24 protein-coding genes and 3 pseudogenes are annotated in these 24,540 nt (G+C 57.9%); 16 read left to right on the top strand and 11 right to left on the bottom strand.

What is annotated here, in order from left to right:
* Positions 1-92 precede the first annotated feature (92 nt).
* Entirely contained in the window at positions 93-1,061 is a 969-nt protein-coding gene (locus tag BLL36_RS21715) for an AraC family transcriptional regulator (RefSeq protein WP_076953410.1), read from the top strand.
* A 31-nt stretch (positions 1,062-1,092) separates the two neighbouring features.
* Here BLL36_RS21715 and BLL36_RS21710 read toward each other — a convergent pair whose 3' ends face one another.
* Positions 1,093-2,721, bottom strand: coding sequence for a methyl-accepting chemotaxis protein (locus tag BLL36_RS21710; protein WP_076953408.1), 1,629 nt, complete (start codon positions 2,719-2,721; stop codon positions 1,093-1,095).
* 211 nt (positions 2,722-2,932) lie between these two features.
* On the opposite strand from BLL36_RS21710, the gene BLL36_RS21705 reads away from it, so the two are divergent.
* Both BLL36_RS21705 and BLL36_RS21700 read left to right on the top strand, forming a co-directional pair.
* Complete coding sequence (locus BLL36_RS21705; protein ID WP_076953406.1) at positions 2,933-3,661, top strand: hypothetical protein; 729 nt, start codon at positions 2,933-2,935, stop codon at positions 3,659-3,661.
* A gap of 531 nt (positions 3,662-4,192) precedes the next feature.
* Entirely contained in the window at positions 4,193-4,537 is a 345-nt protein-coding gene (locus BLL36_RS21700) for a DUF6124 family protein (protein ID WP_076953404.1), read from the top strand.
* Positions 4,538-4,607: 70 nt separating this feature from the next.
* On the opposite strand, the gene BLL36_RS21695 is transcribed toward BLL36_RS21700, so the two are convergent.
* The 3 genes from BLL36_RS21695 to BLL36_RS21685 all read right to left on the bottom strand — a co-directional run bounded on the left by BLL36_RS21695 (position 4,608) and on the right by BLL36_RS21685 (position 7,010).
* Positions 4,608-4,919: a hypothetical protein gene (locus tag BLL36_RS21695; RefSeq protein WP_076953402.1), complete on the bottom strand. Its 312-nt coding sequence runs from the start codon at positions 4,917-4,919 to the stop codon at positions 4,608-4,610.
* Positions 4,920-5,466: 547 nt separating this feature from the next.
* Positions 5,467-6,006 (bottom strand): hypothetical protein, encoded by a 540-nt coding sequence (locus BLL36_RS30695; RefSeq protein WP_130926002.1) that lies wholly within the window; start codon positions 6,004-6,006, stop codon positions 5,467-5,469.
* Between the two features lie 425 nt (positions 6,007-6,431).
* Positions 6,432-7,010 (bottom strand): DUF1349 domain-containing protein, encoded by a 579-nt coding sequence (locus BLL36_RS21685; protein WP_394329498.1) that lies wholly within the window; start codon positions 7,008-7,010, stop codon positions 6,432-6,434.
* Between the two features lie 339 nt (positions 7,011-7,349).
* On the opposite strand from BLL36_RS21685, the gene BLL36_RS21680 reads away from it, so the two are divergent.
* The 3 genes from BLL36_RS21680 (at position 7,350) to BLL36_RS21670 (ending at position 9,343) form a co-directional block, all read left to right on the top strand.
* A complete protein-coding gene (locus BLL36_RS21680) occupies positions 7,350-7,643 on the top strand; it encodes a metal-sensing transcriptional repressor (protein ID WP_076953396.1) in 294 nt (97 codons plus the stop codon).
* A 6-nt stretch (positions 7,644-7,649) separates the two neighbouring features.
* Positions 7,650-8,534: a nickel/cobalt efflux protein RcnA gene (locus BLL36_RS21675; protein ID WP_076953394.1), complete on the top strand. Its 885-nt coding sequence runs from the start codon at positions 7,650-7,652 to the stop codon at positions 8,532-8,534.
* Between the two features lie 467 nt (positions 8,535-9,001).
* Entirely contained in the window at positions 9,002-9,343 is a 342-nt protein-coding gene (locus BLL36_RS21670) for a DUF6124 family protein (protein WP_076953392.1), read from the top strand.
* 59 nt (positions 9,344-9,402) lie between these two features.
* Here BLL36_RS21670 and BLL36_RS21665 read toward each other — a convergent pair.
* A pseudogene (locus BLL36_RS21665) lies at positions 9,403-9,672 on the bottom strand (GNAT family N-acetyltransferase); the annotation flags it as partial.
* Between the two features lie 133 nt (positions 9,673-9,805).
* Between BLL36_RS21665 and BLL36_RS21660 the strand changes: the two are divergent.
* The 3 genes from BLL36_RS21660 to BLL36_RS21650 all read left to right on the top strand — a co-directional run bounded on the left by BLL36_RS21660 (position 9,806) and on the right by BLL36_RS21650 (position 12,165).
* Positions 9,806-10,234, top strand: a complete 429-nt coding sequence (locus tag BLL36_RS21660) for a hypothetical protein (RefSeq protein ID WP_076953390.1) — start codon at positions 9,806-9,808, stop codon at positions 10,232-10,234.
* 96 nt (positions 10,235-10,330) lie between these two features.
* Positions 10,331-10,735, top strand: a complete 405-nt coding sequence (locus BLL36_RS21655) for a hypothetical protein (protein WP_231998921.1) — start codon at positions 10,331-10,333, stop codon at positions 10,733-10,735.
* Positions 10,736-10,950: 215 nt separating this feature from the next.
* Positions 10,951-12,165, top strand: a complete 1,215-nt coding sequence (locus BLL36_RS21650; RefSeq protein ID WP_076953388.1) for an aldose 1-epimerase family protein — start codon at positions 10,951-10,953, stop codon at positions 12,163-12,165.
* Between the two features lie 24 nt (positions 12,166-12,189).
* Here the strand turns inward: BLL36_RS21650 and BLL36_RS21645 are convergent.
* Positions 12,190-12,294: pseudogene (locus BLL36_RS21645) on the bottom strand (magnesium chelatase subunit ChlI family protein); the annotation flags it as partial.
* On the opposite strand from BLL36_RS21645, the pseudogene BLL36_RS31720 reads away from it, so the two are divergent.
* Positions 12,277-13,623, top strand: a pseudogene (locus tag BLL36_RS31720) (FIST signal transduction protein); the annotation flags it as partial. The pseudogenes BLL36_RS21645 and BLL36_RS31720 sit on opposite strands and share 18 nt — an antisense overlap.
* A 372-nt stretch (positions 13,624-13,995) precedes the next feature.
* Complete coding sequence (locus BLL36_RS31715) at positions 13,996-14,490, top strand: methyl-accepting chemotaxis protein (RefSeq protein ID WP_256664870.1); 495 nt, start codon at positions 13,996-13,998, stop codon at positions 14,488-14,490.
* Between the two features lie 55 nt (positions 14,491-14,545).
* Here the strand turns inward: BLL36_RS31715 and msrA are convergent, their stop codons facing one another.
* The 3 genes from msrA to BLL36_RS30690 form a co-directional block, all read right to left on the bottom strand.
* On the bottom strand, positions 14,546-15,052 hold the full coding sequence (gene msrA / locus BLL36_RS21635; RefSeq protein WP_076953384.1) for a peptide-methionine (S)-S-oxide reductase MsrA: 507 nt from the start codon (positions 15,050-15,052) through the stop codon (positions 14,546-14,548).
* Positions 15,053-15,161: 109 nt separating this feature from the next.
* A complete protein-coding gene (locus BLL36_RS21630) occupies positions 15,162-16,508 on the bottom strand; it encodes a hypothetical protein (RefSeq protein ID WP_076953383.1) in 1,347 nt (448 codons plus the stop codon).
* A 73-nt stretch (positions 16,509-16,581) separates the two neighbouring features.
* Positions 16,582-17,088 carry a hypothetical protein gene (locus BLL36_RS30690; protein WP_130926003.1) on the bottom strand — a complete coding sequence of 169 codons (507 nt, stop codon included), beginning with the start codon at positions 17,086-17,088 and terminating at the stop codon, positions 16,582-16,584.
* 245 nt (positions 17,089-17,333) lie between these two features.
* Between BLL36_RS30690 and BLL36_RS21625 the strand changes: the two genes are divergently transcribed.
* From BLL36_RS21625 to BLL36_RS21610, 4 genes are all read left to right on the top strand, one after another.
* Positions 17,334-18,371 (top strand): alpha/beta hydrolase family protein, encoded by a 1,038-nt coding sequence (locus BLL36_RS21625; protein WP_076953381.1) that lies wholly within the window; start codon positions 17,334-17,336, stop codon positions 18,369-18,371.
* Between the two features lie 92 nt (positions 18,372-18,463).
* A complete protein-coding gene (locus tag BLL36_RS21620; protein WP_076953379.1) occupies positions 18,464-18,709 on the top strand; it encodes a helix-turn-helix domain-containing protein in 246 nt (81 codons plus the stop codon).
* The gene (locus BLL36_RS21615; RefSeq protein ID WP_076953377.1) at positions 18,702-19,937 is read left to right on the top strand and encodes a type II toxin-antitoxin system HipA family toxin; all 1,236 of its coding nucleotides are present in this window, start codon (positions 18,702-18,704) and stop codon (positions 19,935-19,937) included. The genes BLL36_RS21620 and BLL36_RS21615 overlap by 8 nt, the downstream gene beginning before the upstream one ends.
* A 92-nt stretch (positions 19,938-20,029) precedes the next feature.
* Positions 20,030-21,424 carry an aminotransferase-like domain-containing protein gene (locus BLL36_RS21610; RefSeq protein ID WP_076953375.1) on the top strand — a complete coding sequence of 465 codons (1,395 nt, stop codon included), beginning with the start codon at positions 20,030-20,032 and terminating at the stop codon, positions 21,422-21,424.
* Here the strand turns inward: BLL36_RS21610 and panB are convergent.
* Entirely contained in the window at positions 21,412-22,227 is an 816-nt protein-coding gene (gene panB / locus BLL36_RS21605) for a 3-methyl-2-oxobutanoate hydroxymethyltransferase (RefSeq protein ID WP_076953373.1), read from the bottom strand. The genes BLL36_RS21610 and panB overlap by 13 nt on opposite strands.
* A gap of 150 nt (positions 22,228-22,377) precedes the next feature.
* Between panB and BLL36_RS21600 the strand changes: the two genes are divergently transcribed.
* On the top strand, positions 22,378-22,539 hold the full coding sequence (locus BLL36_RS21600) for a DUF2986 domain-containing protein (RefSeq protein ID WP_076953371.1): 162 nt from the start codon (positions 22,378-22,380) through the stop codon (positions 22,537-22,539).
* Positions 22,540-22,684: 145 nt separating this feature from the next.
* Here the strand turns inward: BLL36_RS21600 and BLL36_RS21595 are convergent, their stop codons facing one another.
* Complete coding sequence (locus BLL36_RS21595) at positions 22,685-23,899, bottom strand: YeeE/YedE family protein (protein ID WP_076953369.1); 1,215 nt, start codon at positions 23,897-23,899, stop codon at positions 22,685-22,687.
* Between the last annotated feature and the right edge of the window lie 641 nt (positions 23,900-24,540).

Raw genomic sequence — 24,540 nt, 5'->3', positions numbered from 1 at the left:
TCCCAATCTTCATGGCGACCCGCAGTCTAGGCGCGAGGATCTGGATGATCTATGATCGAAAACCTCGATTTCTTGACTGAAACACCTGAAAAATGCCGACAGATCACTTTGCTCTCTCCTCCGATCTCATCAACGAGCTACTGCGCGGCATGCGCCTGCGCGGTGTCGAGTACCGGCGTATCCAGGCGGGCCCGGCCTTCGGCCTGGGCTTCGCTGCCAAGCCTGGGCATGCCTGGTTCCACTTCCTGGCGGTCGGCAACGCGGTGCTGCGGATGGAAGACGGCACAACCTATGCGCTATCAGCCGGCAACGCCGTGTTCATCTCCCATGGTGCCGCTCATCAACTGCTCTCGCATACGGACGCGCCTGTTCAGGACATCGACCTCCTGAATGGCGAGCCCCTCGGCGACACCATCAGCGCGGTGGACACCGGAGCCGATGCCGGCCCCACGCCCACCACGCTTGTGTTCAGTGGCTGCATGGAATTCGAATTAGGCAGCCTCCATGGGCTCGGCAAGCTGATGCCGGGCCTGATGCTGATTGATGCCGGCGGCCAGCGTTACCCCGGACTCGTGCCTATCCTCAGCACCATGGAACGCGAAGTCAGCGCCGCACGCGTCGGCTTCGCCGGCATCCTCGCGCGACTAGCCGACGTGGTCGCCGCCATGGTCGTTCGTGGCTGGGTCGAGTGTGCCTGCGGCAACGCCTCCGGCCTGGTCGCCGCCCTGCGCGATCCACGCCTGGCAGGTGCGCTGCTGGCGCTGCACCAGCAACCCGGCCGCGACTGGACCGTCGAGCAGTTGGCGGAGCAATGCAACACGTCCCGCTCGGTGTTTGCGGAGCGCTTTCAACTGACGATTGGCATGACCCCGCTGCGCTACGTTACCGAAGTGCGAATGCGGCTTGCCAGCCAATGGCTGACGCTGGAAAGGCTGCCGATTGAAGAGGTGGCGCAGCGTTTGGGCTATACCTCTCAGGCGGCGTTCAGTCGGGCGTTCAAGCGGGTTACGGGTAACACGCCTGGGTTGAGTCGCAGGTTAAGACAGGTCGCGGTTTCTTGAAGCCGCAGGAGGGAAATTCAAAATGCCCCTCTTAAATTTGAAACTGCTTGGTCAACCGGTTCAACCCGGAAGCGAGTTTAGTCAGCTCCGCAGTGGCAAGGGCCGTTTGGCTTGCCCCCACGGATGTTTCGCTGGAAAGGTCGCGAATGCTCACCAGATTTCGATCCACTTCACGCGCCACCTGGGCTTGTTCTTCTGATGCCGTGGCAATCATGAGATTGCGCTCGTTGATCTGGTTCAACGAGGCGGTGATAGCCGCCAATACCGCACCCGCCCCATTGGCCATTTCCAAGGTTTTATTGGCCTGGACACTGGTCTGGTTCATCGAGGACACCGCACCGTTGGTACCCGACTGAATCGAGCCCACCATTTTCTCGATTTCCTGGGTAGATTGCTGAGTGCGATGGGCCAAGGCCCTGACTTCATCCGCCACTACCGCAAAGCCGCGACCCGCTTCTCCCGCCCGGGCCGCTTCGATTGCCGCGTTGAGTGCGAGCAAATTGGTTTGTTCAGCAATGGCCCGAATCACGTCCAGGACCTTGCTGATGTCGGCAGCCATGACGGCCAGGGATCTCACCTCGGCGGAACTGGACTCAACATTGGAGACCATCAGATTGATCGCAGTCACGGTGTCTTCAACTTGAGCACATCCGGCGATCGCCGCAGAGCTCGATTGCGCGGTCAGCTCGGAAGTAGAAGTTGCATTGCTCGCAACCTCCTCCACAGCGGCGCTCATTTCGGTCACCGCAGTGGCGGCCATTTCAATCTCGTGGCTCTGGCGCTGGATGGTCCGCGAAGCACCCTCGGTGACTGCATGCATTTCTTCACACGTCGCAGCCAACTGCGTGGATGAGTCACCAATCAACGTCAGCGCCTGGCGCAGGTTTTGTTGCATGAGCGCTAATGCCTTGATCAACCGAGCGGCTTCGTCGGTACCTTCGAGCTTGATGTCCTTACTTAAATCATTTGCCGCGATACGCTCGGCAATTTCCAGCGACTCGCCAATGGGCCGAGTAAGACTGCGGGTGTACATCAGCGCGAGCAGCAACGAAGTCGCCACGGCGACAGCGATAAAGAGGCCGACAATCAACAGTGTTTGCTGATAAGTATCCTTAGCGTCGGCGCCGGCTTTTCTGGCTTTGCCATCGTTGACGGCTACCAAACTGGCGATCGTTTTTTCCACCGCCTGGGCGGCATCTTTCATTTGGCCATTGGATATTGCCACTGCAGTCTCAAGTTGCCCGGCCGCAATTGATGCCAGATAAATATCCTGCGCAGCGTTATAGCCACGTTGTGCTTGTACAAACGCCTGATACGCTTCCCGGCCTTGGGGGGTCACGATCAGCGCGCCCAAGGATTGCAGATAAGTGTCGATCAACTGCCGAGACAGCTGGATATCGCTGAGTGCTTTCGTCCTGCGATCCTCAGGTTCAAGAGGGTTGCGCAACCGAGCGTTATTACCCCTGATGCCTACGAACTCTCGATCCAGTTGCCCGAGCAATTTGACGCTGGGCAGGACATTGGTCTCGACGTATTGCTCCGCGGCATTGAGACGGCCGGCTTGGCGCAGAGCAAGCAATCCAATTGCAATGATCATCACGCAGAAAAAACCGAAGCACAGGGCAGAGCGTGAGGCGAGGTTCAATTTTCGAAGGATCATGGCGGGGTAATCTGAGGGTGTGTAGTCAGTTATCGCCTTGAGTTGCCCATACTTGAGCACATGGACAGGTTTTACACCCCCTGGAATCGATTGCGGCCGTGTGGGTGATTCCCCTGGCCAGCCAGCAAGCCGAAGGCCATCGACTGACCTAAAGCTTGCTCCACACCCGTCGATAACCTGTAGGAAACCCCGCGAATCAAGGACTGATTAAATGCTATCGCCCGTCAGCTCTACCTACATCCCGCCGGCCAACACTCGCCTCACGCCTTCTGACCAGAAGCTTGAGTCCCAGACGATGACCGATACAGGCAAGGATGCCCTGGCAAATGCGGCGCCCGCGGTGATCTACCATCCCAGTGAAGACGCCAGCGCCACGGTAGAACCGCTGGAGGCCGTCGACACCTGGATCGGTCGCTCCCAATCGCCGGACTTCCCTCGATTTGCCGAGCTGGCCGCCAGCGCGCACGGTGTGCTGAAAGCCTCTTTCCAGGCATTCCAGGCGACGCTGTCGAGCAGCGCTCCCGACCTTGCCAGTAAAAAGTATGGCTTCACGGTTGAGGCCGACGGCAAGCTCAAGGTGCTCGATACCGCCGGCCAGCTCAGCAGCTCGGACACCCAGCGACTCACCGACCTGCTCAACAAATCCCTTGGCCTCAAAGCGGCGGCGGTGACTTATCGCGATGCCTCCATCGATCTGGTGGACGCCGATTCACCATGGTCGGGCAGCTACATGGGCTTCTACAGCCTGACCAAGGAAAACTTCGCCACCACCATTGACCTGGCGCCCTTATTCAAAGACACGCGCACCATGGTTCCAGCGGAATTCAAGGATGCGGTGTTTTTTACTCAGTTGTCCTACAAAGGCGAGCGGGCCACACGCGAGACGGAAGACGCCATCTTGGAGCGACGCGCAGCGCAGCGGTTTTCCGCGCAGGCGTGACTGGCAGACCGATCACATCCTGCGTAATCACTTGTAGTGAGCGGGCTTGCCCCGCGCTGGGCTGCGAAGCGGCCCCGATAAAGACGCCGCGGTGTCCCAGATAAATCCCGGTCGCCTGGTTTAGGGCCGCTTCGCAGCCCAGCGCGGGGCAAGCCCGCTCACTACAGGGAATTTTCAGCATTGAGCGCTGTGTAGGACAGCCTGAGACATGTCCTACACCGAGCTTGCGCACCTTGCCGCATTGCCTACAGTTACGTCAGAATCCGCCGGCTTGTGCGCTTGAGTGGGCGTCTCTAAGGTGGCTCGGTCGCTGACAAATCAGTGATCGGGTTTAGTAGCCCGAGGTGTAATTTCCGCTTGGTGCACAAGCGTCATCCTCCAGACTTCCCGTCTGTGCTTGATGGCGGCTGTGCGCAGGGCACCTTCGGGTGCGCCGGCTTTGCGGAATTCCCCGGTCTACTAACCTGCGTACAGCTGCCACCCTTTCGTTTAGTAGCGAAGCGGTGTCGGCCCTAAAGGGGAATTTCGTATATGTACAAAGTCACGCCCAACCCTCCAAACGATCCCGACCTGAAATTGAATCAGGCGGCGCATCGTGCAATTGATCATTACCTCAACACCGGCACCGAACCGCCAAAGCCACCTCCCCCACCCTCGACAACGCTGTTCAGCGTTGCGGACGATGCCAGCAGTGAAATGCTGATTGCCAATAGCTATGAAACCTTCTCTTCAGTGACCGCGTTGTTGCTTGACCTGTCGGATGATCTGACAGGAAAACAGCGAGACGTGGCGTTGGCGATTCACCAGTTGAGTGAGTTGGGGGTGTTGTTGGTGGACAAATTGATGGCGCGGGAGGGTGATGGAGCTGGAGGCTGACCTTTCGGCCACAATGCTTAGGATCAAGCGCGACGCGGTTGCTGCGCCAACCGCGTCTAAGATCTGATGTTTAAGCCGCAGGACTCGTCAACCAACTACTGCTCAACGTTGCCAGCAACGAAGCATCTGAGATAACGCCCGATGCCTTCGGATCAAATCCGGGATGACTGCCACTGAAACCCGCCATTGCCTGTACCAACTGGTCAACCTGCGTCCCCAGGAGATAGTCCGTATGGCTTCCACCAAGGGCGATCCTGTCCAGCCGGCTGACGGAGTTGTCATACCAGCCCTGCACGGTGATGTTGGTGTCACTTCCCAACAACTGCACGCGCAAATCGTTACCTTTTAGCCAGGTCCACCACGCCGGCGGGTGCGCCTTCATAGATGGCCGTATCAATACCAGCGCCACCGGTGAGCACGCTGTTGATTTTAAGGCCTCACGATTTCAGAGGCGTCCAACCATCAAAAACTCATCAAAACCTATGACGAAGTCAACGCGGCATAGCCAAACAGCTTTTCATACGTTCACGGAAGTTACCCATGGCGGCCTCAACCCCTAAGTCTTTATAATATGGGCCGCTGCCTTTAACGTACAATTTGATACGCCGAGAGTTTGTGGTAAATACAACGCGAACCCGCAAGCCAGCAATATTCTCATCAGGGTAATTATTTGTTTCTAAGACGCCATTCTGCAAATCCAAACGTGTGACATTTTTCGACCACCTAGCATTGGTCAACGATAGTTCACGAACTGTTTCTTCAGCACACGATAAAACGTTATTCGTTGATGCGCCAGCATCAGCATCCCAACTTGACTGTGACCGCGGCACTATCAAGCTGCAGCCGCTCGTTATCAGCACGCCAAAAAAACAGGTTATATAAACTAGTATCTTAAGTTTCATTAGATCCCCCGCCAATACCTCTGCGAATCAGATGTCTCTCGAGAAAAACAGAACAGCAGCATCCATGTCCTTAACGTTTTTATGATTTGAAGAGTACTGGTAAGAGATAGAAATATCGGGCGCGAACAGACGTGTCGCCACGTAGGTATTACCCCAATCGCTGACAAAAACGATGACACCGTCTTTGCCTCGAAAACGATATACATCCGATGAGCCGATAACATAAACGGCTATATCGTCTATGTGTCTGTCTGGCTTACGCCCTTCGATCACCCTATCTTGGTCATATCGCTCAGGATCAATAGGGCTCCTACGCAAACTTATCAATTCACCATCTAATACTATTTCCTTGACTAAGCGCATTTCCGGGTATTGAACGGAAAGTGTCAACGTACTACCATCTCGAGTAAAAACTCGCTGGCAGTCCTCCTCGGAAAAATTAAATTTAAAAGATAACTTGTTTCCGCGAGCGTCACTTCCAAAAGTACATGGCTCTGCAGCGCTCCCTATAAGTGGAATAGTTGTAAGAAGTATCGCAGTGAGAAGTATTTTCAGTTTTAGCTGCACAGAGCACTCCAGCGAAAAGTGAGGACCTTGAACCTAAGACGGTTCGAGCCGCGCCAGACCGAACACCATCAATGAAAATGGTCCGCCTAGCGCTCTCTCAAACTCTCCTGAACATGCTGCTAAGGGCTCAGTAATCCAGCACCCGACGCTGATCCGTCTTGACCTTCGCCGTCACCGACATACCCGGCGACAGCGCAACGCGTTCTCCCTTGATATTCAAATGATCTTCTTTCAGTCGAATCCGACTGCGGACCTGACAGCTCGCCGAGGCGTTGTGACCCTCCTTACACCGACTCGGCGATTCTTTCGGCCTAAGTAAATCCGGCTCCCTCTGCGGGTAGAGAGCGCTTCTCGATGTTTGCATAGCGTAAGAGGCTAACCGTGGGGCCTGTTCATCTACAGGATTGGCCTGCCCGACCTACAGGCTAGCTCAAATCATGCAGGTCTCGCCCGAGAGGCTGGCTCAAAGACCATTCAGAAAACCTTACCCTCAACCCCTGTCGCTGCGGTGTACAGCACATAGGGCCCACCGTATAGCTTTGCGCCTCTGGAAAGGGTGCAAGCCTGAGCAATGGCCAAGTCATACCCTCTGTTGAATATTGCAAGCGCAGTACCCCATCGGAAACGGTCAGACGAAGCCAAAAATCGTTAGGGTCGCCAGCAAAGCAGCCAGTCGCCCAGTCCGACTTGCCCTGTGTCAGCACGCTACTAATCATGGGCCTGCCATCGTTATATTCAATCCCGGCCTTGAGCCAGGTTTGTTCATTAAGCCTGACCATAATTCCCGCTTGATCATATAGCTCGTGGAATTCGGCGTTAATTCTCACTTGAGCGGTAAAGCCCCCAGTGGTTTCAAATCCCAAGAAATGTCCGCTGTCTCGAACGAATCCGTAGTGGGTTTCACGCCAAAAATCGGTTTGCAAGTCAGTAAAGACTTCCAGAGAGTGGTCAGGATAGGTTTGGCAAAGGCTCGGTTTATTCAGCCATTTAGCCGCTTGCCAAATCGACGTTTCAACATTTTGACCGACCTCTGCAATCTGCTTTTTACCCACCCTCTTACCTCCACGATTGTTTAGCTGAATCCTGCTGTGCAAACCCGTTATTTCTGCACATTGAATCGAAGGCAACCTTAGCGTGTTCAAGGCTGAATAGGTATGCCCAACCCACGCGGCATAAAAGGCTGGAGCCAGAACGATTGCCACTAGAGACGCCTACCATCGCGAACACGTTCGTTCTCGATGCGCTCAAAAACCGCCTCGCCTGAAGAAAATAATAGCCTTTGACTATATCCCCCCCGGGGGGATAAGATCCTTGCGCAATCCATTGCTCAAAGAGGCCCAAGCATGACCGAACACACGCATGGCCATGACCATCTCCACCAGAGTCATGACGCCATCATCAAGCGCCTGAAACGAGCGGATGGGCACTTGCGCAGCATCATCACCATGATCGAAGAGGGCCGGGAGTGCGTCGATATCGCGCAACAGCTGCACGCGGTAGAAAAAGCTATTTGCCAAGCCAAGCGCACGCTGATTCAAGATCACATTGATCACTGCCTGGAGGACACCGTCGACGCTTTGAACAAAGGCGAGCGCGCGCCCCTTGAAGCCTTCAAGCAAATCACTAAATACCTGTAGGTCGACATGCCGAATTTCGCAGAACTGCTGCAACAAGGCGGCGCACACGCGTGGCTGTATTTCCCGAGCGCCATCCTGTTAGGCGCTTTGCATGGGCTGGAACCTGGCCACTCCAAGACCATGATGGCGGCGTTTATCGTAGCGATTCGTGGCTCGGTGAAGCAGGCCGTCCTGCTCGGCCTGGCCGCAACGATCTCTCACACTGCGGTGGTCTGGTTGGTCGCGCTGGGGGGGATGTACCTCGGTCGTGGCCTTGATGCCGAAACCACCGAACCTTACTTTCAGCTTGCCTCGGCCGCGCTGATTATTGCCATTGCACTATGGATGCTTTGGCGTACCTGGCGTGGTGAGCGGATGTTCCGTTTGGAAGTCGCTCACCACCATCACGCCCATGATGAAACACAACGAGTGAACACCTCGCACACCGCTCACAGCCATGACCACAACATGGACTCTGCAGAACACAGTCACGGCCACAGTCATCCGCCGCTGGCGCTTGGCGACGAGGGTTATCGGGACGCCCACGAACAAGCGCACGCCAGCGACATCCGCAAACGCTTTACCAACCGCGAGGTCACCACGGGCCAGATTATCGTCTTCGGCCTGACCGGTGGCCTGATTCCTTGTCCGGCCGCAATCACTGTCCTGTTGCTGTGCCTGCAGGTTAAGGCCGTCAATCTCGGTGCGGTGCTGGTGCTGTGCTTTAGCCTTGGGCTGGCGTTGACGCTGGTGACGGTGGGCGCTGCCGCCGCCATCGGTGCGCGGCAAGCCTCCAACCGTTGGCCATGGCTGAGCAAGGTGGCCCGCCGAGCGCCTTACCTCTCCAGCCTGTTGATTATTGGCGTGGGCATGTACGTAGGTATCAACGGCTGGATTGGTCTGAGTGCATGACGGCGAAAAAGAATCTGTAACCGGACCTGCGCATAACGGTGACTTGGACCGGGTCAAGATCCTGACTCTGTTGAGGGTGAGTATTTCCAGCGGGTCGTGAGGCAGAGCTTGGTAACTGCCGCGCCATGTAGGACGACCTAAGACATGTCCTACATCAAGCTTGCGCACCTTGCCGCATTGCCTACAGTTGGGTCAGAATCCGCCGGCTTGTGCGCTTGAGTGGGCGTCTCTAAGGTGGCTCGGTCGCTGACAATTCAGTGATCGGGTTTAGTAGCCCTTGGGTCAATTACACTTAGTGCATGAGCTTCATCTATCAGACGTCCCTGTCTGTGCCTGATGGTGGCTGTGCGTAGGGCGCCTTCGGGTGCGCCGGCTTTGTGTAATTCCCCGGTCTACTAACCTGCGTACAGCTGCCACCCTTCTTGTGTAGTAGCGAAAGGGTGTCGGCCCCATTCAGGAATTGCACCATGTTCAAAATAACGCCCAACCCTCCGACCGGTCCCGACCTGAAACTGAATCAGGCGGCGCATCGTGCGATTGATCATTACCTCAACACCGGCACCGAACCGCCAGAGCCTCCCCCGCCTTCGACAACGCTGTTCAGCGTTGCGGACGATGCCAGCAGTGAAGTGCTGATTGCCAATAGCTATGAAACCTTCTCTTCGGTGACCGCGTTGTTGCTTGACCTGTCCGATGAACTGACGGGGAAACAGCGGGATGTCGCGTTGGCGATTCACCAATTGAGTGAATTGGGGGTGTTATTGGTGGACAAGTTGATGGCGCGGGAGAGCGCTGGAGCGGGTGGCTAACCTTTCGGACTCGATAGATCGCTGAGGCGTTGTGACCGCTATTACGACGGCTCGGCGATTTACCCGCGGGTATCTGCCAGGCGATATAACGCTTGAGCGTGGGATGTCGCCAGCCCTGCACGCTGCAAATTACGGCGACTTTGCGCGCTGGGAAGCGCGGTTGCGGCAATCACAAGGCTGCCGTACTTCTTTGCTTGCTCTATCCGGTGGGCTATCAGAGCTGCATGGAAGCCCAAGCCTCGTGCATTTTTTCGGGTGGCCGCCGTTCCAAGGTAGGCGACGCCATTGGTGGCCAGGTACATCAACGCTCCTGCAACTATCGGCCAATCAAACAATACGCACCTGCAAAGGCACCTGCCAGTAGATCGCTGGAATTTTAAATGACGCTTGATTTGGCTGGTTTTCACTGTAAAAAGGCTGCGGACTTTCAACACACCATCCGCTTCAAAAAGGTCACAGGGAATGAGATCGGTAGAAAACAATCCTCCACAGTTCACTCGTATACCGGTGGCAGCCATCGGCGTCGGGCTGGGCCTTGCCGTTGCCATTTACACAACCGGAAAAGACTCATACTTCCTGGGAAACATTGCATTCACTTGGTTACCGCAAGCGGCAGTGCTTTGCATAGCGCTGCTGTGCAAAGCGTCACGAGAATCGCTGGGGGGAATGGCGGTTGCCATGGGGCTGTATTTGTTTCTTTTCCACCTCTGGGTCACAGACTCCATGGGTTGGCTTTTCTACCTATTCAGCTTTCCCGGCATCCTCATCGGGGCATTGCTTGGCGTTGTTTTCAGCCCCTCGCACAAGGTACTCAAGGCGCTGGTCGCGTTCGCATGGGTGGTTCTCGGGATAGTGGGAAATTTGGCGGTTCTCGCTATTACGATCACCTAAGATTCTCGCGGCGATGGGCAATAATGTGTGCTGACAGGCGGCTTGCAGCCATGAGCAGCTGATAGCAAACCGAATCCTGGAAGTGAGTCAGTATTTATGAACGAAGGTTGGCAAAACGACGATTACCTCATCGTCCTCACGCAGGATGAAAGCTGCGCTGCGATGAAAGCCTACCGATTTGACCATTACCTGCCGGGTTACACGCTACTGGGCCTAAGGCGCTGGGACGACTTTATCGTCATCAACTCCTGCGGAGTAATGTTTACGGTGCCGACGCTGCCGCTCAATGCGTCCTGTGTCGCGCCGTTTGCGCTGCCTCAGCAGATTTCGCTGGAGCCTGACGAGCAGTTCGCAGGGAAGATCAGGTGGCATGTGAAGCCGTTAGTCTATGGGGCGATCCAACAGACGAAACGAATGTGGCGTGGATCACTCATGAACAACATGCTGAACTTGTCGTTTGGTGGAACGAACGGTACAAGCGCGTTGGAGCGATGCATTTGAGCGATTAATTTTTAAGCCGAAAATCGGGTGATTTTGAACGTCAGCTACGGGTCGACTTTAGCCGGTCACAGATGGCAGAAATCCGCTATCAGCGTCATTACCGTGTTTGCCCTGTGTTCGCTGCCAACCTCGTCGGAGTTGGGTTGATTTTTTAGCTTGCTGAAACGTTTCATCACGTTTATAAAAATGGGACAATTCCAAGAAAGGCTGCCGCCATGTCCCCGCTCAAACTTTTTGTTGCCCTCAGCGCACTGTCCGCTGCCTCCCACGCCATGGCCTGGGATTACGTTCTGCTCGACACTGACAAAGCCGCCCAGAGCTGGCAGATCACCAGTGCGCAACTCGGAATAAAAACCGACAAACCCTTCAGCGTTACCCTGCGCACCTTGCACGGCGGTCGGCAGGAGGGCGTCAGCATCGTCGACATCGATAACGGCACGATGAAACTCTCGGTAGTGCCGACTCGCGGAATGAACGTCTTGCAGGCCTCGGTCGGCAATGTGCGCATGGGCTGGGATTCTCCAGTCAAGGAGGTCGTCAATCCGTCTTTTATCGAACTCAGTGGCCGCAGTGGTCTTGGCTGGTTGGAAGGGTTCAATGAGCTAGTCACCCGCTGCGGATACGAATGGGTCGGCCACCCCGGCGTCGACAACGGCGAACTGCTGACCCTGCACGGTCGGGCCGCCAACATTCCTGCGAACAAAGTCACCCTGCATATCAATGAGCAACCACCGTACGCCATCACCCTGCGCGGCGAACTGAAAGAGCAGGCATTCAAGAAGGTCGACTTCTCGGTCGCGACCGAACTGGTCACCGAACCCGGCAGCGTCGTGTTCGCCCTCAACGACACCCTGACCAACAACGGCGACTATCCGAAGGAATACCAGGCGTTGTATCACAGCAACTTCAGCACCCCGTTCCTGGAGCAGGGCGCTCGTTTCGCCGCGCCGGTGAAACAGGTGTCGCCGTTCAACGACAAGGCCAAGGGCGATCTGCCCGACTGGCAAACCTACCGCGCACCGACCAGGGACTACGACGAAACGGTTTACAACGTGGTGCCGTATGCCGATGCCAAGGGCGATACGTTGACCGTGTTGCATAACAAGGCCGGCAGCCTGGGCGTTTCTGTCGGCTTCAATACCCAGACACTGCCCGTGTTTTCCCTGTGGAAAAACACCGATACCCAAGGCCAGGGCTATGTCACGGGGCTGGAGCCGGGGACAAGTTTTTCCTACAACCGCCGTTATCAGCGGCCACTGAATCTGGTACCGACAATTGGACCCAAGGAACAAAAGCAGTTCCGCATCAGCTACAGCTTGTTGGCGGATAAGGCGGCGGTGGATAAAGCCTTGAAACAGGTGAGCGAGATTCAAGATGGGCGGGAGACCGAGGTGCGGCAGACGCCGTTGGTTGATCTGACCAAGGGGTGACCCGGGCTGGAGCATTGTCGGCCGCTATTGCAGCCGCTCGGCCATGTGTCCGTGTCTGATCCCGTCGGCTTGCTCAAGGTCCGCCAACGAGCGCGCGACCTTGAGCAGTCGATGGGCTGCTCGCAACGATTCGGTTACTGTCCGCTGTTGGGCCAAATGCTGCCTGTCAGAGGGATACTCTTCGCCAATGCGTCCATCCGTCGCACCCCTCAAACTCCCCCTCCTGCCCCCACCCCACCCGCCGATAACTTGATTATCGACACGCCTCCCCGCGCGTCCACACGAATCGAGCCCCGCCCCACCATGAACCCACTCAACCTCCTCAAAAAATCCAACCCCACCCGCCAAGGCACCGCCACCCTCACCTGCACCGCCAACGAACTCGACGCGTCCCTGGCCACCCTGCGCATCAGCCCCGCCCTGATCACCGGTTTCATCTCGCCGCACCTGGACATCGACCAGATCGCCGCCAAGCTCAAACGCCGCTTCCCCCACTCCACCCTCAGCCTCTGCACCACGTCCGGTGAACTCTGCAACGCGCCCAATTCGCTGTATTGCGCCACGGGCGAGCGCTGGGACCGGATCGTGTTGCAGTTGTTCGACGACAGTGTGATCGCCTCGGCCGAGGTGGTGATGGTGCCGTTGGAATGTGAGGACATTCGTAGTGGTGGCAAGCGCCTGGGGATGCAGGAGCGGATCGCCAAGTTGGTGAGCAACATCAAGCGCGTGCAGGTGCGTACCTTGATCGATCATCGCGATACGTTGGCGTATGTGGTGTTTGATGGGCTGTCGGCGTCGGAGTCGTTTTTCATGGAGGCGCTGTATGAGTCGGGGCGGTTTCCGTGTTTGTTTGTGGGCGGGTCGGCCGGGGGTAAGGCGGATTTTCAGAAGACGTTGATTCATGACGGCCAGCGCAGTTATCAGAACCATGCGCAGATTGTGTTTTTGAAGACGGCGGCGCAGGTGCGGTTTGGGGTATTCAAGAGCCAGAACTTCAAGCCGGCGGATGTGAGCTTCAGTGTGCTGACGGCGTCGGTGGAGGACCGCACGATCGACCAGGTGATCGACAGTCACGGCAACATCAAGAGCATGGTGCAGGCGCTGTGTGATGCGTTCAGTTGCACGCCCCAGGCGCTGGAGGCAAAGCTGGCGGATTATTCGTTTGCAATTCGAGTGGGCAGTGAATTGTTTGTGCGCTCGATCGCGCGCATCGACTATGAGCAGCAGATCGTGCAGTTGTTTTGCGACGTGGCGCCCGGCGAAGAGTTGGTGATGGTGCGGCGTACGCCGTTACGCGAGGCGACGCGGTTGGACTACGAGCAGTTCTTGCGCGGCAAGGGTGGCCAGCCGGTGGCGGGGATCTTGAATGACTGCATTTTGCGCCGGCTGAACAACGGCGCCGAGCTGGGGAGCATGGCCGGCACGTTTGGGGATGTGCCACTGGCGGGGTTTTCGACCTTTGGGGAGATTCTGGGGCTGAACCTGAACCAGACGCTGACGGCGATTTTCTTCTTTCGGGTGGCCAAGGGTGCGAGTTTTACTGACGAGTACGTGGACAATTTCATCGCGCACTACGGCGAGTTCAAGGCGTTTTTCCTACGGCGCCAGGTGAAGAAGCTGGCGGGGTTGAACCATGTGGTGGTCAAGCAGATTGCCGCATTCAAGAACAATGACTTCAGCACTACCCTGAATACCCGCGGGCTGGACCGCAATATCCTGCCGGTGTTCGAGGGCCTGGCGGACTTGGGCCAGGTGTTGGCCCAGGCCGAGCGTCAGCAGGAGGATATCGCGGCGCAGCTCAAGCATTATTCCGGTGAGTTGCATGCATCGATGGATGACCTGGTGGGCACCATTGACCGGCAGAACACGGTGTCTGCCCAGGCCGGTGCCACGGTGGAGGGGCTGTCCAGCCAGGCGGATGTGGCGGTGGAAGGCGCGCGCACCCTGGCCGGGTCGAGTTTGCGCATCCAGTCGATCGTGCAGGTGATCCAGCAGATCGCCGGGCAGACCAACCTGCTGGCGCTCAACGCCGCAATTGAAGCGGCGCGTGCCGGCGACCTGGGCCGGGGCTTTGCGGTGGTGGCGGACGAGGTGCGCAAGTTGGCGGAAATCACGCGTAAGAATGCGGCGGACATTGGTGTGGATATCGACCTGTTGTCCAGTGAGATTCAGCGCGTGGCGCAACAGATCGAAGACCAGTCCACCGGCGTGGGCGCGCTACGCGAGATGCTCGATGCGCTGGAAGCGTCCAGCCGCGAGACGGAAGGCACGGCGCAGCGCACCAAGACGATTGCGGACACCTTGACTGGGCTGACCCACGCTTAGGCATCAGCGTGGTCACGCCCGAATGCGGCGCCCTTTCCCGAGTGCGTCGCTCTCTTCAAGCCCGCTTGGGCAAAGTCCAATTCGGCCGGATGAAGTGGCACGTGTACCCATTCGGGATGCGCTCCAGGTAATCCTGATGCTCCGGCTCCGCCTCCCAAAACGGCGCCGCTGGCTCAATCTCGGTCACCACAGGCCCCGGCCACAGGGCCGAAGCATCAACGTCGGCAACCGTATCGTTGGCGATGTCCCGCTGCTGTTCGCTCAGGTAATAAATCGCCGAACGGTAACTGGGCCCGAGATCATTGCCCTGACGATTCGGCGTGCTCGGGTCATGTATCTGGAAAAAGAATTCGAGAATCTGTCGATAAGTGATCACCGCCGGATCAAACACAATCTCAATGGCCTCAGCGTGGTTGCCGTGGTTGCGGTAGGTGGCGTTCGGCACATCGCCGCCGGTGTAGCCGACGCGTGTGCTCAGCACGCCAGGGTAGCGGCGCAACAGGTCCTGCATGCCCCAGAAGCAGCCGCCGGCGAGGATGGCGGTTTCGGTTTGGTTGGTCATGGTCTGCCCTTGCGTTTAATGGATACAGGGGTAGTTATGGGGCTGTGTTGGCCAATACCAAGCGTGAACGGCGGTCAGCTATCCGATAGGCGACGAAATGTGCCAGGCCTCAGGGCTTGAAGTTTTTCATCAGCTTGGAAAGGTGACCGGGCCAGAGCCATCGTGTCTTGGGCTGCTCACCCGTGTCGGCGAGGGCTTGGAAGAGGCTATTGTTGCGCGCCTCGCTGGCGGGATCGTTCAGGGTTGAACGCTGTTGCGTTTGATCCGTTGGTGGCTCGGCGGGCTTGTACACCTGGCGGGTGGCCTTATCCAGCCTGTAACCCTCGGCCTTGCCGTACTCGGTGAGGCTCCATACACCGTTGACGACCTGCGTGACTGCTTTGGAAGGCGGGAGCCTTATATCCTTGTGCGTCGTGCTGACGACATGATCTTCGACCCTGGCTCTTTTGAAGGTGTTGAACTCACTGCCAAGTGGAGGTTGATCCGCGCCCTCACTGGAGAATTTTTTTACCATCCGCTCCAGAAAAGGTATGCCGCCAATGTTGATGAACGATCCGTGGTCCGGGCTCAGAATGTATCGCAAAAAGCCCTGGTCGATACGGGTGCTATTGATTGCCGAACCGTTGAGTATGCTGGAGGCGGTTGCGGCGTCCTCCGGCTTGAAATCTAAGGTCACTCGATACCCGTCTGTGTCGTAGCCATTATTGCCACTGAGTTGACGCCCGTCACTGTAATAACGGTAGGTGCTGAGTGACATGACCAATCGATCGACGTAAGCCAGATCCGCGCCTTGCGACTGTGCATAGGCGTACATGTCCCCGATCAAGGCGCGATCATCAAGGGTCAGGAATTCGCTGCGTCTTTGAGTGATGTTCTCAAAGGTCGCCGGTGGCAAGGCGACGGGGGGTTCGCGATTGTTGAACAAGCGCGAAACCATGATGTCACGGCCAATGACAGAGACCGACTCCGAACTCGACGCAGTTGGAGACTCCATCGATTGCATAGTTTCCCAAGCTGCGCGTCGCTCGTTAACAGTGAAGGCGCCACTGTCATCGCGGGCGATCAGGTTGAGTTGATCGCGCCCAAGCCCGTTGAAGGGGTTTGTGTCGTGGCCGTTCAGGAAGTCAGTCGCTTGTCGCGCCCGTGCCAACAGTTCCGGGTGGGTGGTATTGGGTATTTCTGCGTCGTGTTGCGTGTTGTTGGCGAAATATTCTTCGCCTGTGATCGGGTCGAGCGGATCGGTGCTTTTCTGCTCCACACTGGCTGCAGCCCGCGTTGCCGCGTCACTCAGTTGAAGTGCCAGGATTGAAACCGTAGTGGAAGTGCCACGATTTGAAGAAATGGACGCGGCATTTTTGCTGTCCTCCGGCGACACCGGGCGCCGGGCAACAACGCTGGCGGCATCGTTTGCCGGGCGGGTGTTAGACGAGGACGTAGATGAACTGACGTTAATCATGGGTATTCACCTTACCTATGAACATTCATTAAAACGCGCATCATCGAAACGAGCGTGAGCGTTTGACTCCTCATCAGTACCTATATTTAAAACTTACCGAGTCCACACCAGCGGGACGAGCGTAAGGTCGCGCGCCGCCTAAAACTTTATGATTAATTACAACCTTTGAACCATGACCGAAGGCTTGATCATTAAAAAGCATCAATGTCCCGGAAGCATTTGGATAGATTTTTTCGCAGCTATTTTGAGAACTGAACGGCAGAAAATAACATAACTGGACTTCTTCATTGATCGTCCCAGGATAGTAAGTTGTACGCCAACTAATCTCCAACAGCTGCTTGGGCCCCACGAGTGTTCCCGCAGGAATGTCGGGATACAAAATGTCGAAGACTGCGAACCCGACACCGGGATCAATATTAGAATTAGACAATATAAGTACCGGACTGGGCGCCTTCATTTTACTAATCGTGTGCTCCGCAGCAAACGTATCAGCTTGTGTAAAAATAATAAAACCGGCAAACAGAGCAAGCGATAACTGACTTGCGTTCTTGCTGTTTTGACGCAAAATCAAGCTTTTCATAATCATCACCATAGAGTCGTGTATTAACACTTAAGGTTCAAATCAAGCCAGCTGTAAGATTCACGCCTCTACCATTGCACGATTAATTAACCGAAGAAAGCCATGCACTTCCTAAAATAACGAAGGACAACTCCGTCATACTTTAAAGTAGGAACGCGTCAGCCACTTCCTAGTCCCGCCTGCCCTCTACCAAAACGGCCTGTTTGGGTGCATGCTGCGCCACCTCATATCAAGGACGATAAACAGTGAAAACCGCCCTCGCCGCCCTCCTTTTGCTCTGCTTGACCGCTGTCGCGTCGGCTGAGGAAACCGCCATTGGTTTTCGAAGCACCACCCTGCCCGACGCGCAAAACCACCGCGCACTGCAAATGGTGGTCTGGTACCCCGCCGCCACCGCTGCCACCCCCGAACTGATCGCCGACAACCCTGTCTTTGTCGGTGCCCTCGGCGTGCCCGACGCACCGCCGGCTGCGGGTGAGCACCCGCTGGTGGTGCTTTCCCATGGGTATGGCGGCAATTGGGCCAACCAGGTGTGGCTGGCCAGCGCCTTGGCGCGCCAGGGTTATATCGTCGCGGCGGTCAACCACCCCGGCACCACCAGCAAGGACCGCAGCCCGCAGGTAGCCGCACAGTTGTGGCAACGCCCCAAAGACTTGAGCCGCGCCATCGACGCGGTACTGGCTCAGCCAAAGCAATTTGGCGCAGTGGCGAAGCAGCGGATTGCCGCAGTGGGTCATTCCATCGGCGGCTGGACGGTGATGGAAATCGCCGGTGCGCGTTTCGATCCTGCTCTGTTTGCCCGGGACTGCGACATCCACCCCAAGTTAGGCGGCTGCATCGGCTATAAACAGATGAACCCTGCCGGCACGCCAGCCGGGAAGGCTGAACTGGCAAAGGATTTGAGCGATAAGCGCGTTACCGCCATCGTGTCCCTGGACCTGGGCCTGTCGCGCGGCTTCACCGACGCCAGCCTGGCCGCGCTGCCGGTGCCGGCGCTGGTGATTGCGGGAGGCGTGCCCACCGAGGATATGTCGCCCGAATTAGAGTCGGCTGACATGGTCAGGCGCATGCCCAAAGCGTCGACACAGTATGTGGAAATAGGCGATGCGACTCACTTCAGTTTCATGGCGATCTGCAAACCGGGCGGTATGGCGTTGATTGAAGAGGACTCGCCGGGGGATGGGATGATTTGCCGGGATGGTCAGGGAGGTCGGCCACGGGAGGCGATTCAGCAGCAGGTTGTGGAATTGATCACAGCGTTTCTGGCGCGTACAGAGTCCTAGTCAAAGAAAACGCTACTCAAGACAAAACGTATGGAATACGATGCATAAATGTAAAATTTCGCGTATTTGCACTGTATAGGATGCAATTTGATATGGAAGATTTAGGTCTCCTGATCAAAAGCCTGCGTAAGGCGGCAGGCCTTTCACAAAGTGAGCTCGCGCTTCGGCACGGTATGAGCCGCGCAACCATCTCAGGGATCGAGAACAACACCATCCCTGAAGTGGGGGTCCGAAAGGTAGCCGCTATCCTTGAGGGGTTGGGCTATGAATTGACCGCGACGCCCAAGCGTCGCCGCAAGACGCTCGATGAACTGAAAGCAGAAAACTTCCATGACTAAAGAAAGCGAACGGCTGAGCATCAGGGTCAGCGGCATATTGGCTGGAATACTTGGGCGCAGCGAAGAAAACCGGCACGACTCAGTGTTCTCATATAACCAAGCGATTGCCGAAAAGGACGCGGTGTCCTTGACGATGCCGGTACGCTTGGAAAGCTACACCTGGACGTATGGAATCCATCCTCTGTTTGAGATGCACCTTCCCGAAGGGCATTTGAAAGCCGAACTTGTGCGCCGCTTCAGCAAGTCCCTACGCGGCTTTGACGACTTCGCTCTGCTGGGTATCGTCGGTCCGCACCAGCTAGGTCGCGTCAGCATCACCCACGCCAGCGCTGGCGAATCGCTGCCTGAAATCAAACTCTCCGATCTGCTGATGTATGACGGGGCGAAAGACCTGTTCGACGATCTGATGAAAACCTACGCAACCTATTCAGGTGTGTCCGGCGTTCAACCTAAGGTACTGGTGCGCGATGCTGGCGATGCGGATCCCGATGTTGCGCGCCTCACCCACCGTGGCGCCACGCACTTGGTGAAGGCCTTCAATGATTCAGACTTCGCGCAACTGGCAGCCAATGAGTTTTTCTGCATGCGCGCGGCCTTTCATACAGGCCTTGAAGTACCTGAATGCCAGCTAAGCCAGCAGGGCAAGTTTCTGGTGGTGAAACGGTTCGATATCCGGGATGGTGCCTACCTGGGGTTTGAGGATATGTGTGTTCTCTCCGGAAGGGGAACGGACAAGAAGTACGACGGCAGTTACCAGGGCTGCGCAAAGTTGATCAAGGCGTACGTTTCCCCTTCCCGGGTTACCAAGGCATTGGAAGACTTCTTCTTGATGGTGGCGCTCTCGACCGCGATCCAAAATGGTGACGGGCACTTGAAGAATTTCGGACTGCTCTATGAGCACTGCGCAGAAGACGCCGATGTTTGGCTCGCGCCAGCCTACGACCTCGTGACCACCACGGTGTATCAGCCGAATGACATCATGGGCCTGCTGCTCGGCGGCTCGAAAGCGTGGCCAAAGCGCAAGCTGCTGGTGCAGTTCGGACGTAATTCGTGCAATTTGACAGAGGCGCGCTGCAATGAATTGCTCGCCAGGGTACGCAGCGGCATGAACCGCGCGATGCTAGAGCTATCGGATTATCGAAGCACTCACCCGGCTTTTGAAGCGGTGGGCGAAAAGATGGCCGCCGCGTGGGCAGCAGGGCTGGCGAGAAGTATTGAGCCGGCGTAGACGTTGCCTGCCAGCTCAATGCAAGTCGCTGCCCTCGCGACGTGCAAGCCTGTTAACCCGCCTGCCTGTAACAGCGGCCGCCAGGAATGATCATGGCTAAACCCAAAGACACCGCCTTCGCCTATCAGGCCGTGTACCGCTACCTCGTCGAATGGATCGAGGCCAGCCCTGCCCAAGGTGATCGCAGGTTGCCGTCCCTGCGCCAATTGGCGCAGCGCCTCGGTGTATCGGTGTCGACGACCAAATACGCCTACGCGCTGCTTGAGGATGAAGGGCGCATCTACGCCAAGCCTAAGTTGGGGTACTTCACCCGTTCGATACCGCCGCCTCCATCGACTGATCACTCGCCCAGCCTGATCGACCAGGTCTTCGCCAGCGCCCGCCAGCCTGGAATGCTGGCCTTGAGCAGCGACGCCCCCGCCCTGTTGCTGTCGCTGGAGAACCCGCTGCTGCTGATGGAGCGAGAACTGGCCCGCCATTACCCGCGCTCGCTCACACCGCTGTACCTGCCCTTCGGCGAACCGGAGCTGCGTGCAGCGTTGGCCGAACGCTACACCCGCTCCGCTGACTGCTACTGGCAGGCCGATGAGGTGTTTATCGGCGCGGACCTGCACAGCGTGCTGGAGGTGTCACTCAATGCGCTGGACCTGGCGGGCACCGTGGCGCTGGTGGAATCGCCCTGTTCGTGGGCGATTCTGCGCCAGTTGCAGGCAGCGAACATCCGCGTGATCGAGCTACCTCTGGGCGCCGACGGGCGTTTCGACCTGCATGCGCTTTATGAACGGCTCACGCATGAGCCCATCGCCCTGGCAGTACTGTCATCGACAGTGAACATTCCCCACGGCAGCCGCATGCCGGACGAAGATAAGCGGCAGATCTGCCAGTGGCTGGCTGAGCGGGAGATCTGGCTGTTCGAAAACGACACGTACGGCGAGTTGTATTTCGCCTCCCAACCGGCGCGCTATCGTGACTTTGCCGCCCTGCACAGACTGGTGGTGTTCTCCAGCTTCGACAAGGTGATCGGCGCGGAGGCGCCCTATGGCTATCTGCTGTGCCGCGGGCATGGCCCGCAGTTGCAACGATTGTTCCTGGAGCGGGCGTTTCGTCTCTCGCCGATCCGCCAGAAAGCGATTGCCAAGCTGTTCACCTCCAGGCGCATCGACACGCATCTGCATAAGCTGCGCGCCTTGCTGCAGGACTGCATGGCTCGCATGAAAGGCCTGCTGGACCAGCATGGCAATGGCGCTTTCCACGCAATGATCCCGCAAGGCGGCGCGTGTTTCTGGCTTGAGGCCACACAGCCGGTCGACATGCAACGGGTGTTCGAGCGGCTGCTGGCTGAACGCATCGTCATCGCCCCCGGGGAGTTGTTCAGCCAGCAAGGTGCCTGGAGACAGCATGTACGCTTGAGCTTTACCCTCGATTGGAGCAAGGACATCGTCCGGGCCGTGGCGCAACTGGGACAGGCAATCCGTCAAAGTCCGTAGCAGTGCCGCGCCTGCGGGAAACGCCCGTGGCGCACGTCTTCAGCAAAGCGCTCGCAGGCGTCGCGGATCACCGCGCCAACGTCGGCGTACTGTTTGACGAAGCGCGGTGCCTGTTCGCCGCCAAGGCCCAATACATCTTCTGTCACCAACACCTGGCCGTCACAGGCGGGGGAAGCGCCGATGCCGATGGTGGGCATCGCCGAATCAAGGGTGATCTGCCGGGCAACGCCCTCGGCCACCCCTTCAAGCAACAGGCTGAAAGCGCCCGCCTGCAAGTTGGCGCGCGCATCCTCGGCAATCAAGGCGCCGGTCTCGGCGGTAAGGCCCTGGGCCTTGAAGCCGCCCATTACATTGACGAACTGCGGCATCAGCCCTACATGCGCCATGACGGGAATACCGCGCGCCACCAGAAATTCGACGGTGCCGGCCAAGGCCTTATTGGCTTCCAGTTTGACGGCGTCGCAACCGGTACGCGCCACTACTTGAGCGCAATTGCGAAAAGCCTGTTCATTTGATTCCTGATAGCTGCCAAACGGCATGTCGGCGATGACACAGGCCAGGCGCGTACTGTCGACCACGGCCCGGGTGTGGCCGATGATTTCTTCGAGCTGCATGCTCAAGGTCGAAGGCCGGCCATAACCGACCATGGCCGTGGAGTCGCCGACGAGGATGAAGTCGACCACCGGGTCGATCAGCTTGGCTATGGCGCTGGTGTAGGCGGTGAGCGAGACGATTTTCTGCTGGCCCTTCATGGCGACCAGTTGCGGGACGGTCAGGCGTTTGGTGCGGGTGTGGATGCTCATCAGTGTCTTCCGTTGTGCGCTGGAGGACCCGATTATTGGCAAAAGGGCAGGCGATTCAATGCACAGATCAGCGCTAAAAAGCGCCCCAGGGAACGGTGCCGGATTTTATGCTGGTATCATCCCGCGCCTGAACAATCCGGATAGAACGACATGAATCGCCAGAAAAAACTTAAGCAGCTGTTCAAGGCCAAAGCCAAAAAAGCCAGCGCCAAACTGGCGCCGAAAAGTAAGGATAAGTACATCAGCAAGGCGGAGCGGGAAAAGCTCGCTGCGCCAGCGGCTGAGGACTCAAGCCCTTCACAAGAGAGCTGATCGAAGGGCAGCCCCGGCCTTGTAGACCTACGATGGCGGGCCGGCGGCAATGAAGACGCCAGCAGTGCCGGCCCCTTCGCAGCCTCGCTGGGGCTCGACAGCTCCCACAGTGGAGCTTCAGCGCGAGCCAGAACCCGCGCACTGTTCAGCACCCGCTCAACACCGCCTTCGGCCGCTGCTCACCGGCAAAGAAAAACGGCCGCAACCGCACGCCCACGCTGTTGCCGATGAACGCCGCCACCAGCCACACCCAGCCATGCAGGCTGCCCGAGGCGATGCCGCTGAAGTAGGCGCCGATGTTGCAGCCGTAGGCCAGGCGCGAGCCGTAGCCGAGCAGCAGGCCGCCGATGACCGCGGCGATCAGCGAGCGTGCCGGGATCTTGAGGCTGGGGGCGAAGCGGCCCGCCAGGCCGGCGGCCAGCAGTGCACCGAGGACGATGCCGATGTCCATCACGCTGGTGATGTCTTCCCACACCGGCGCGGCCAAGGCCTTGGCGTTGCCCGGCATCTGCCAGAACGCCCAGGCGCTGACATCCACACCCAACCCGCTCGCCACCTTGGCGCCCCACAGCGCGAACGCCGAGGTGATGCCCCACGGGCGCCCGGCCAGCGCCAGGGTGGCGTAGTTGAGCAACGCCAGGCCAATCGCGCCCCACAGCAGTGGCCAGGGTCCGCGCAGGAAACGGCGCAGGCCCTGATGTTCGCTTTTGACCCCCTCTTCCAACTGACCGTGGCGGCGCTTTTCCAGGCGCACCGTGACCATCGCAATGATCGCGAACATGGCCAGGCTGGCGAGCAATGCCGGGAAGACGCCGAAGCTCTTGACGATGGAGACGGCGGGGAACGCAGGCAGCGCGAACCACCAGTCCACGTGGTGCGTGGCGATCAACGAGCCGCAGATAAAGAACAAAAGTGTCACCAGCATGCGCGCATTACCGCCGCCCACGGTGAACAGCGTGCCCGACGCACAGCCGCCCCCCAACTGCATGCCGATGCCAAAGATGAACGCGCCGAACACCACCGACACCCCGGCCGGCGCCACCAATCCAACCACCGGCTGGCCGAACAAGGTGCCCGCGCCCAACGCGGGGAAGAACAGCAGCACCGCCAGCGCAAGCATCACCATCTGCGCGCGCAAGCCGGCGCCACGGCGCTCATTGATAAAGACGCGCCAGGCCGAAGTGAAGCCGAAGGCGGCGTGGTAGAGCGTCAGGCCCAGCGCGGCGCCGACCACCAGCAACAGCACCTGGCGCGAGCCAACGCTGTTTTGCAGGAACAGGGCGCCCAGCACCAGAATGATGAAGGCCACCAGCGGCGCGACGGGCTTGCGCGCAGGGGTGAGAGGGAGAGAGGTGCTCATGTGATATCTCGGGCTGTTTGAAGAGGTGATTTCGCGGGGGTAAGTATAACCCCTTGAAGCGATGTCCACTTGGGGGAGCTGTCGAGCTTCAGCGAGGCTGCGATAGGGGTGGGTCAGGCGCAGAAAATGCCAGCAATGCCGCCGCCTTCGCTGCCTCGCCGGGGCTCGACAGCTCCCACATTTGATCTTCGTCGCGCCTGAGATTACGCCAGCCGCGCCAACGCAAATCCAACCAACAAAAGCCGATCCCCTGTGGGAGCTGTCGAGCTTCAGCGAGGCTGCGAAAGCGGTGGGTCAGGCGCAGAAAATGCCAGCAATGCCGCCGCCTTCGCAGCCTCGCCGGGGCTCGACAGCTCCCACATTTGATCTTCGTCGCGCCTGGGATTACGCCAGCCGAGCCAACGCAAATACAACCCACAAAAGCCGATCCCCTGTGGGAGTTGTCGAGCTTCAGCGAGGCTGCGAAAGCGGTGGGTCAGGCGCAGAAAATGCCAGCAATACCGCCGCCTTCGCTGCCTCGCCGGGGCTCGACAGCTCCCACATTTGATCTTCGTCGCGCCGGAGATTACGCCAGCCGCGACAACGCAAGTCCAACCAACAAAAGCCGATCCCCTGTGGGAGCTGTCGAGCTTCAGCGAGGC

It is taken from the genome of Pseudomonas cedrina subsp. cedrina (assembly GCF_001983175.1).
In the GTDB taxonomy this organism is placed as follows: Bacteria; Pseudomonadota; Gammaproteobacteria; order Pseudomonadales; family Pseudomonadaceae; genus Aquipseudomonas; species Aquipseudomonas cedrina.
This window is presented reverse-complemented; position numbering and strand designations above follow the sequence as displayed.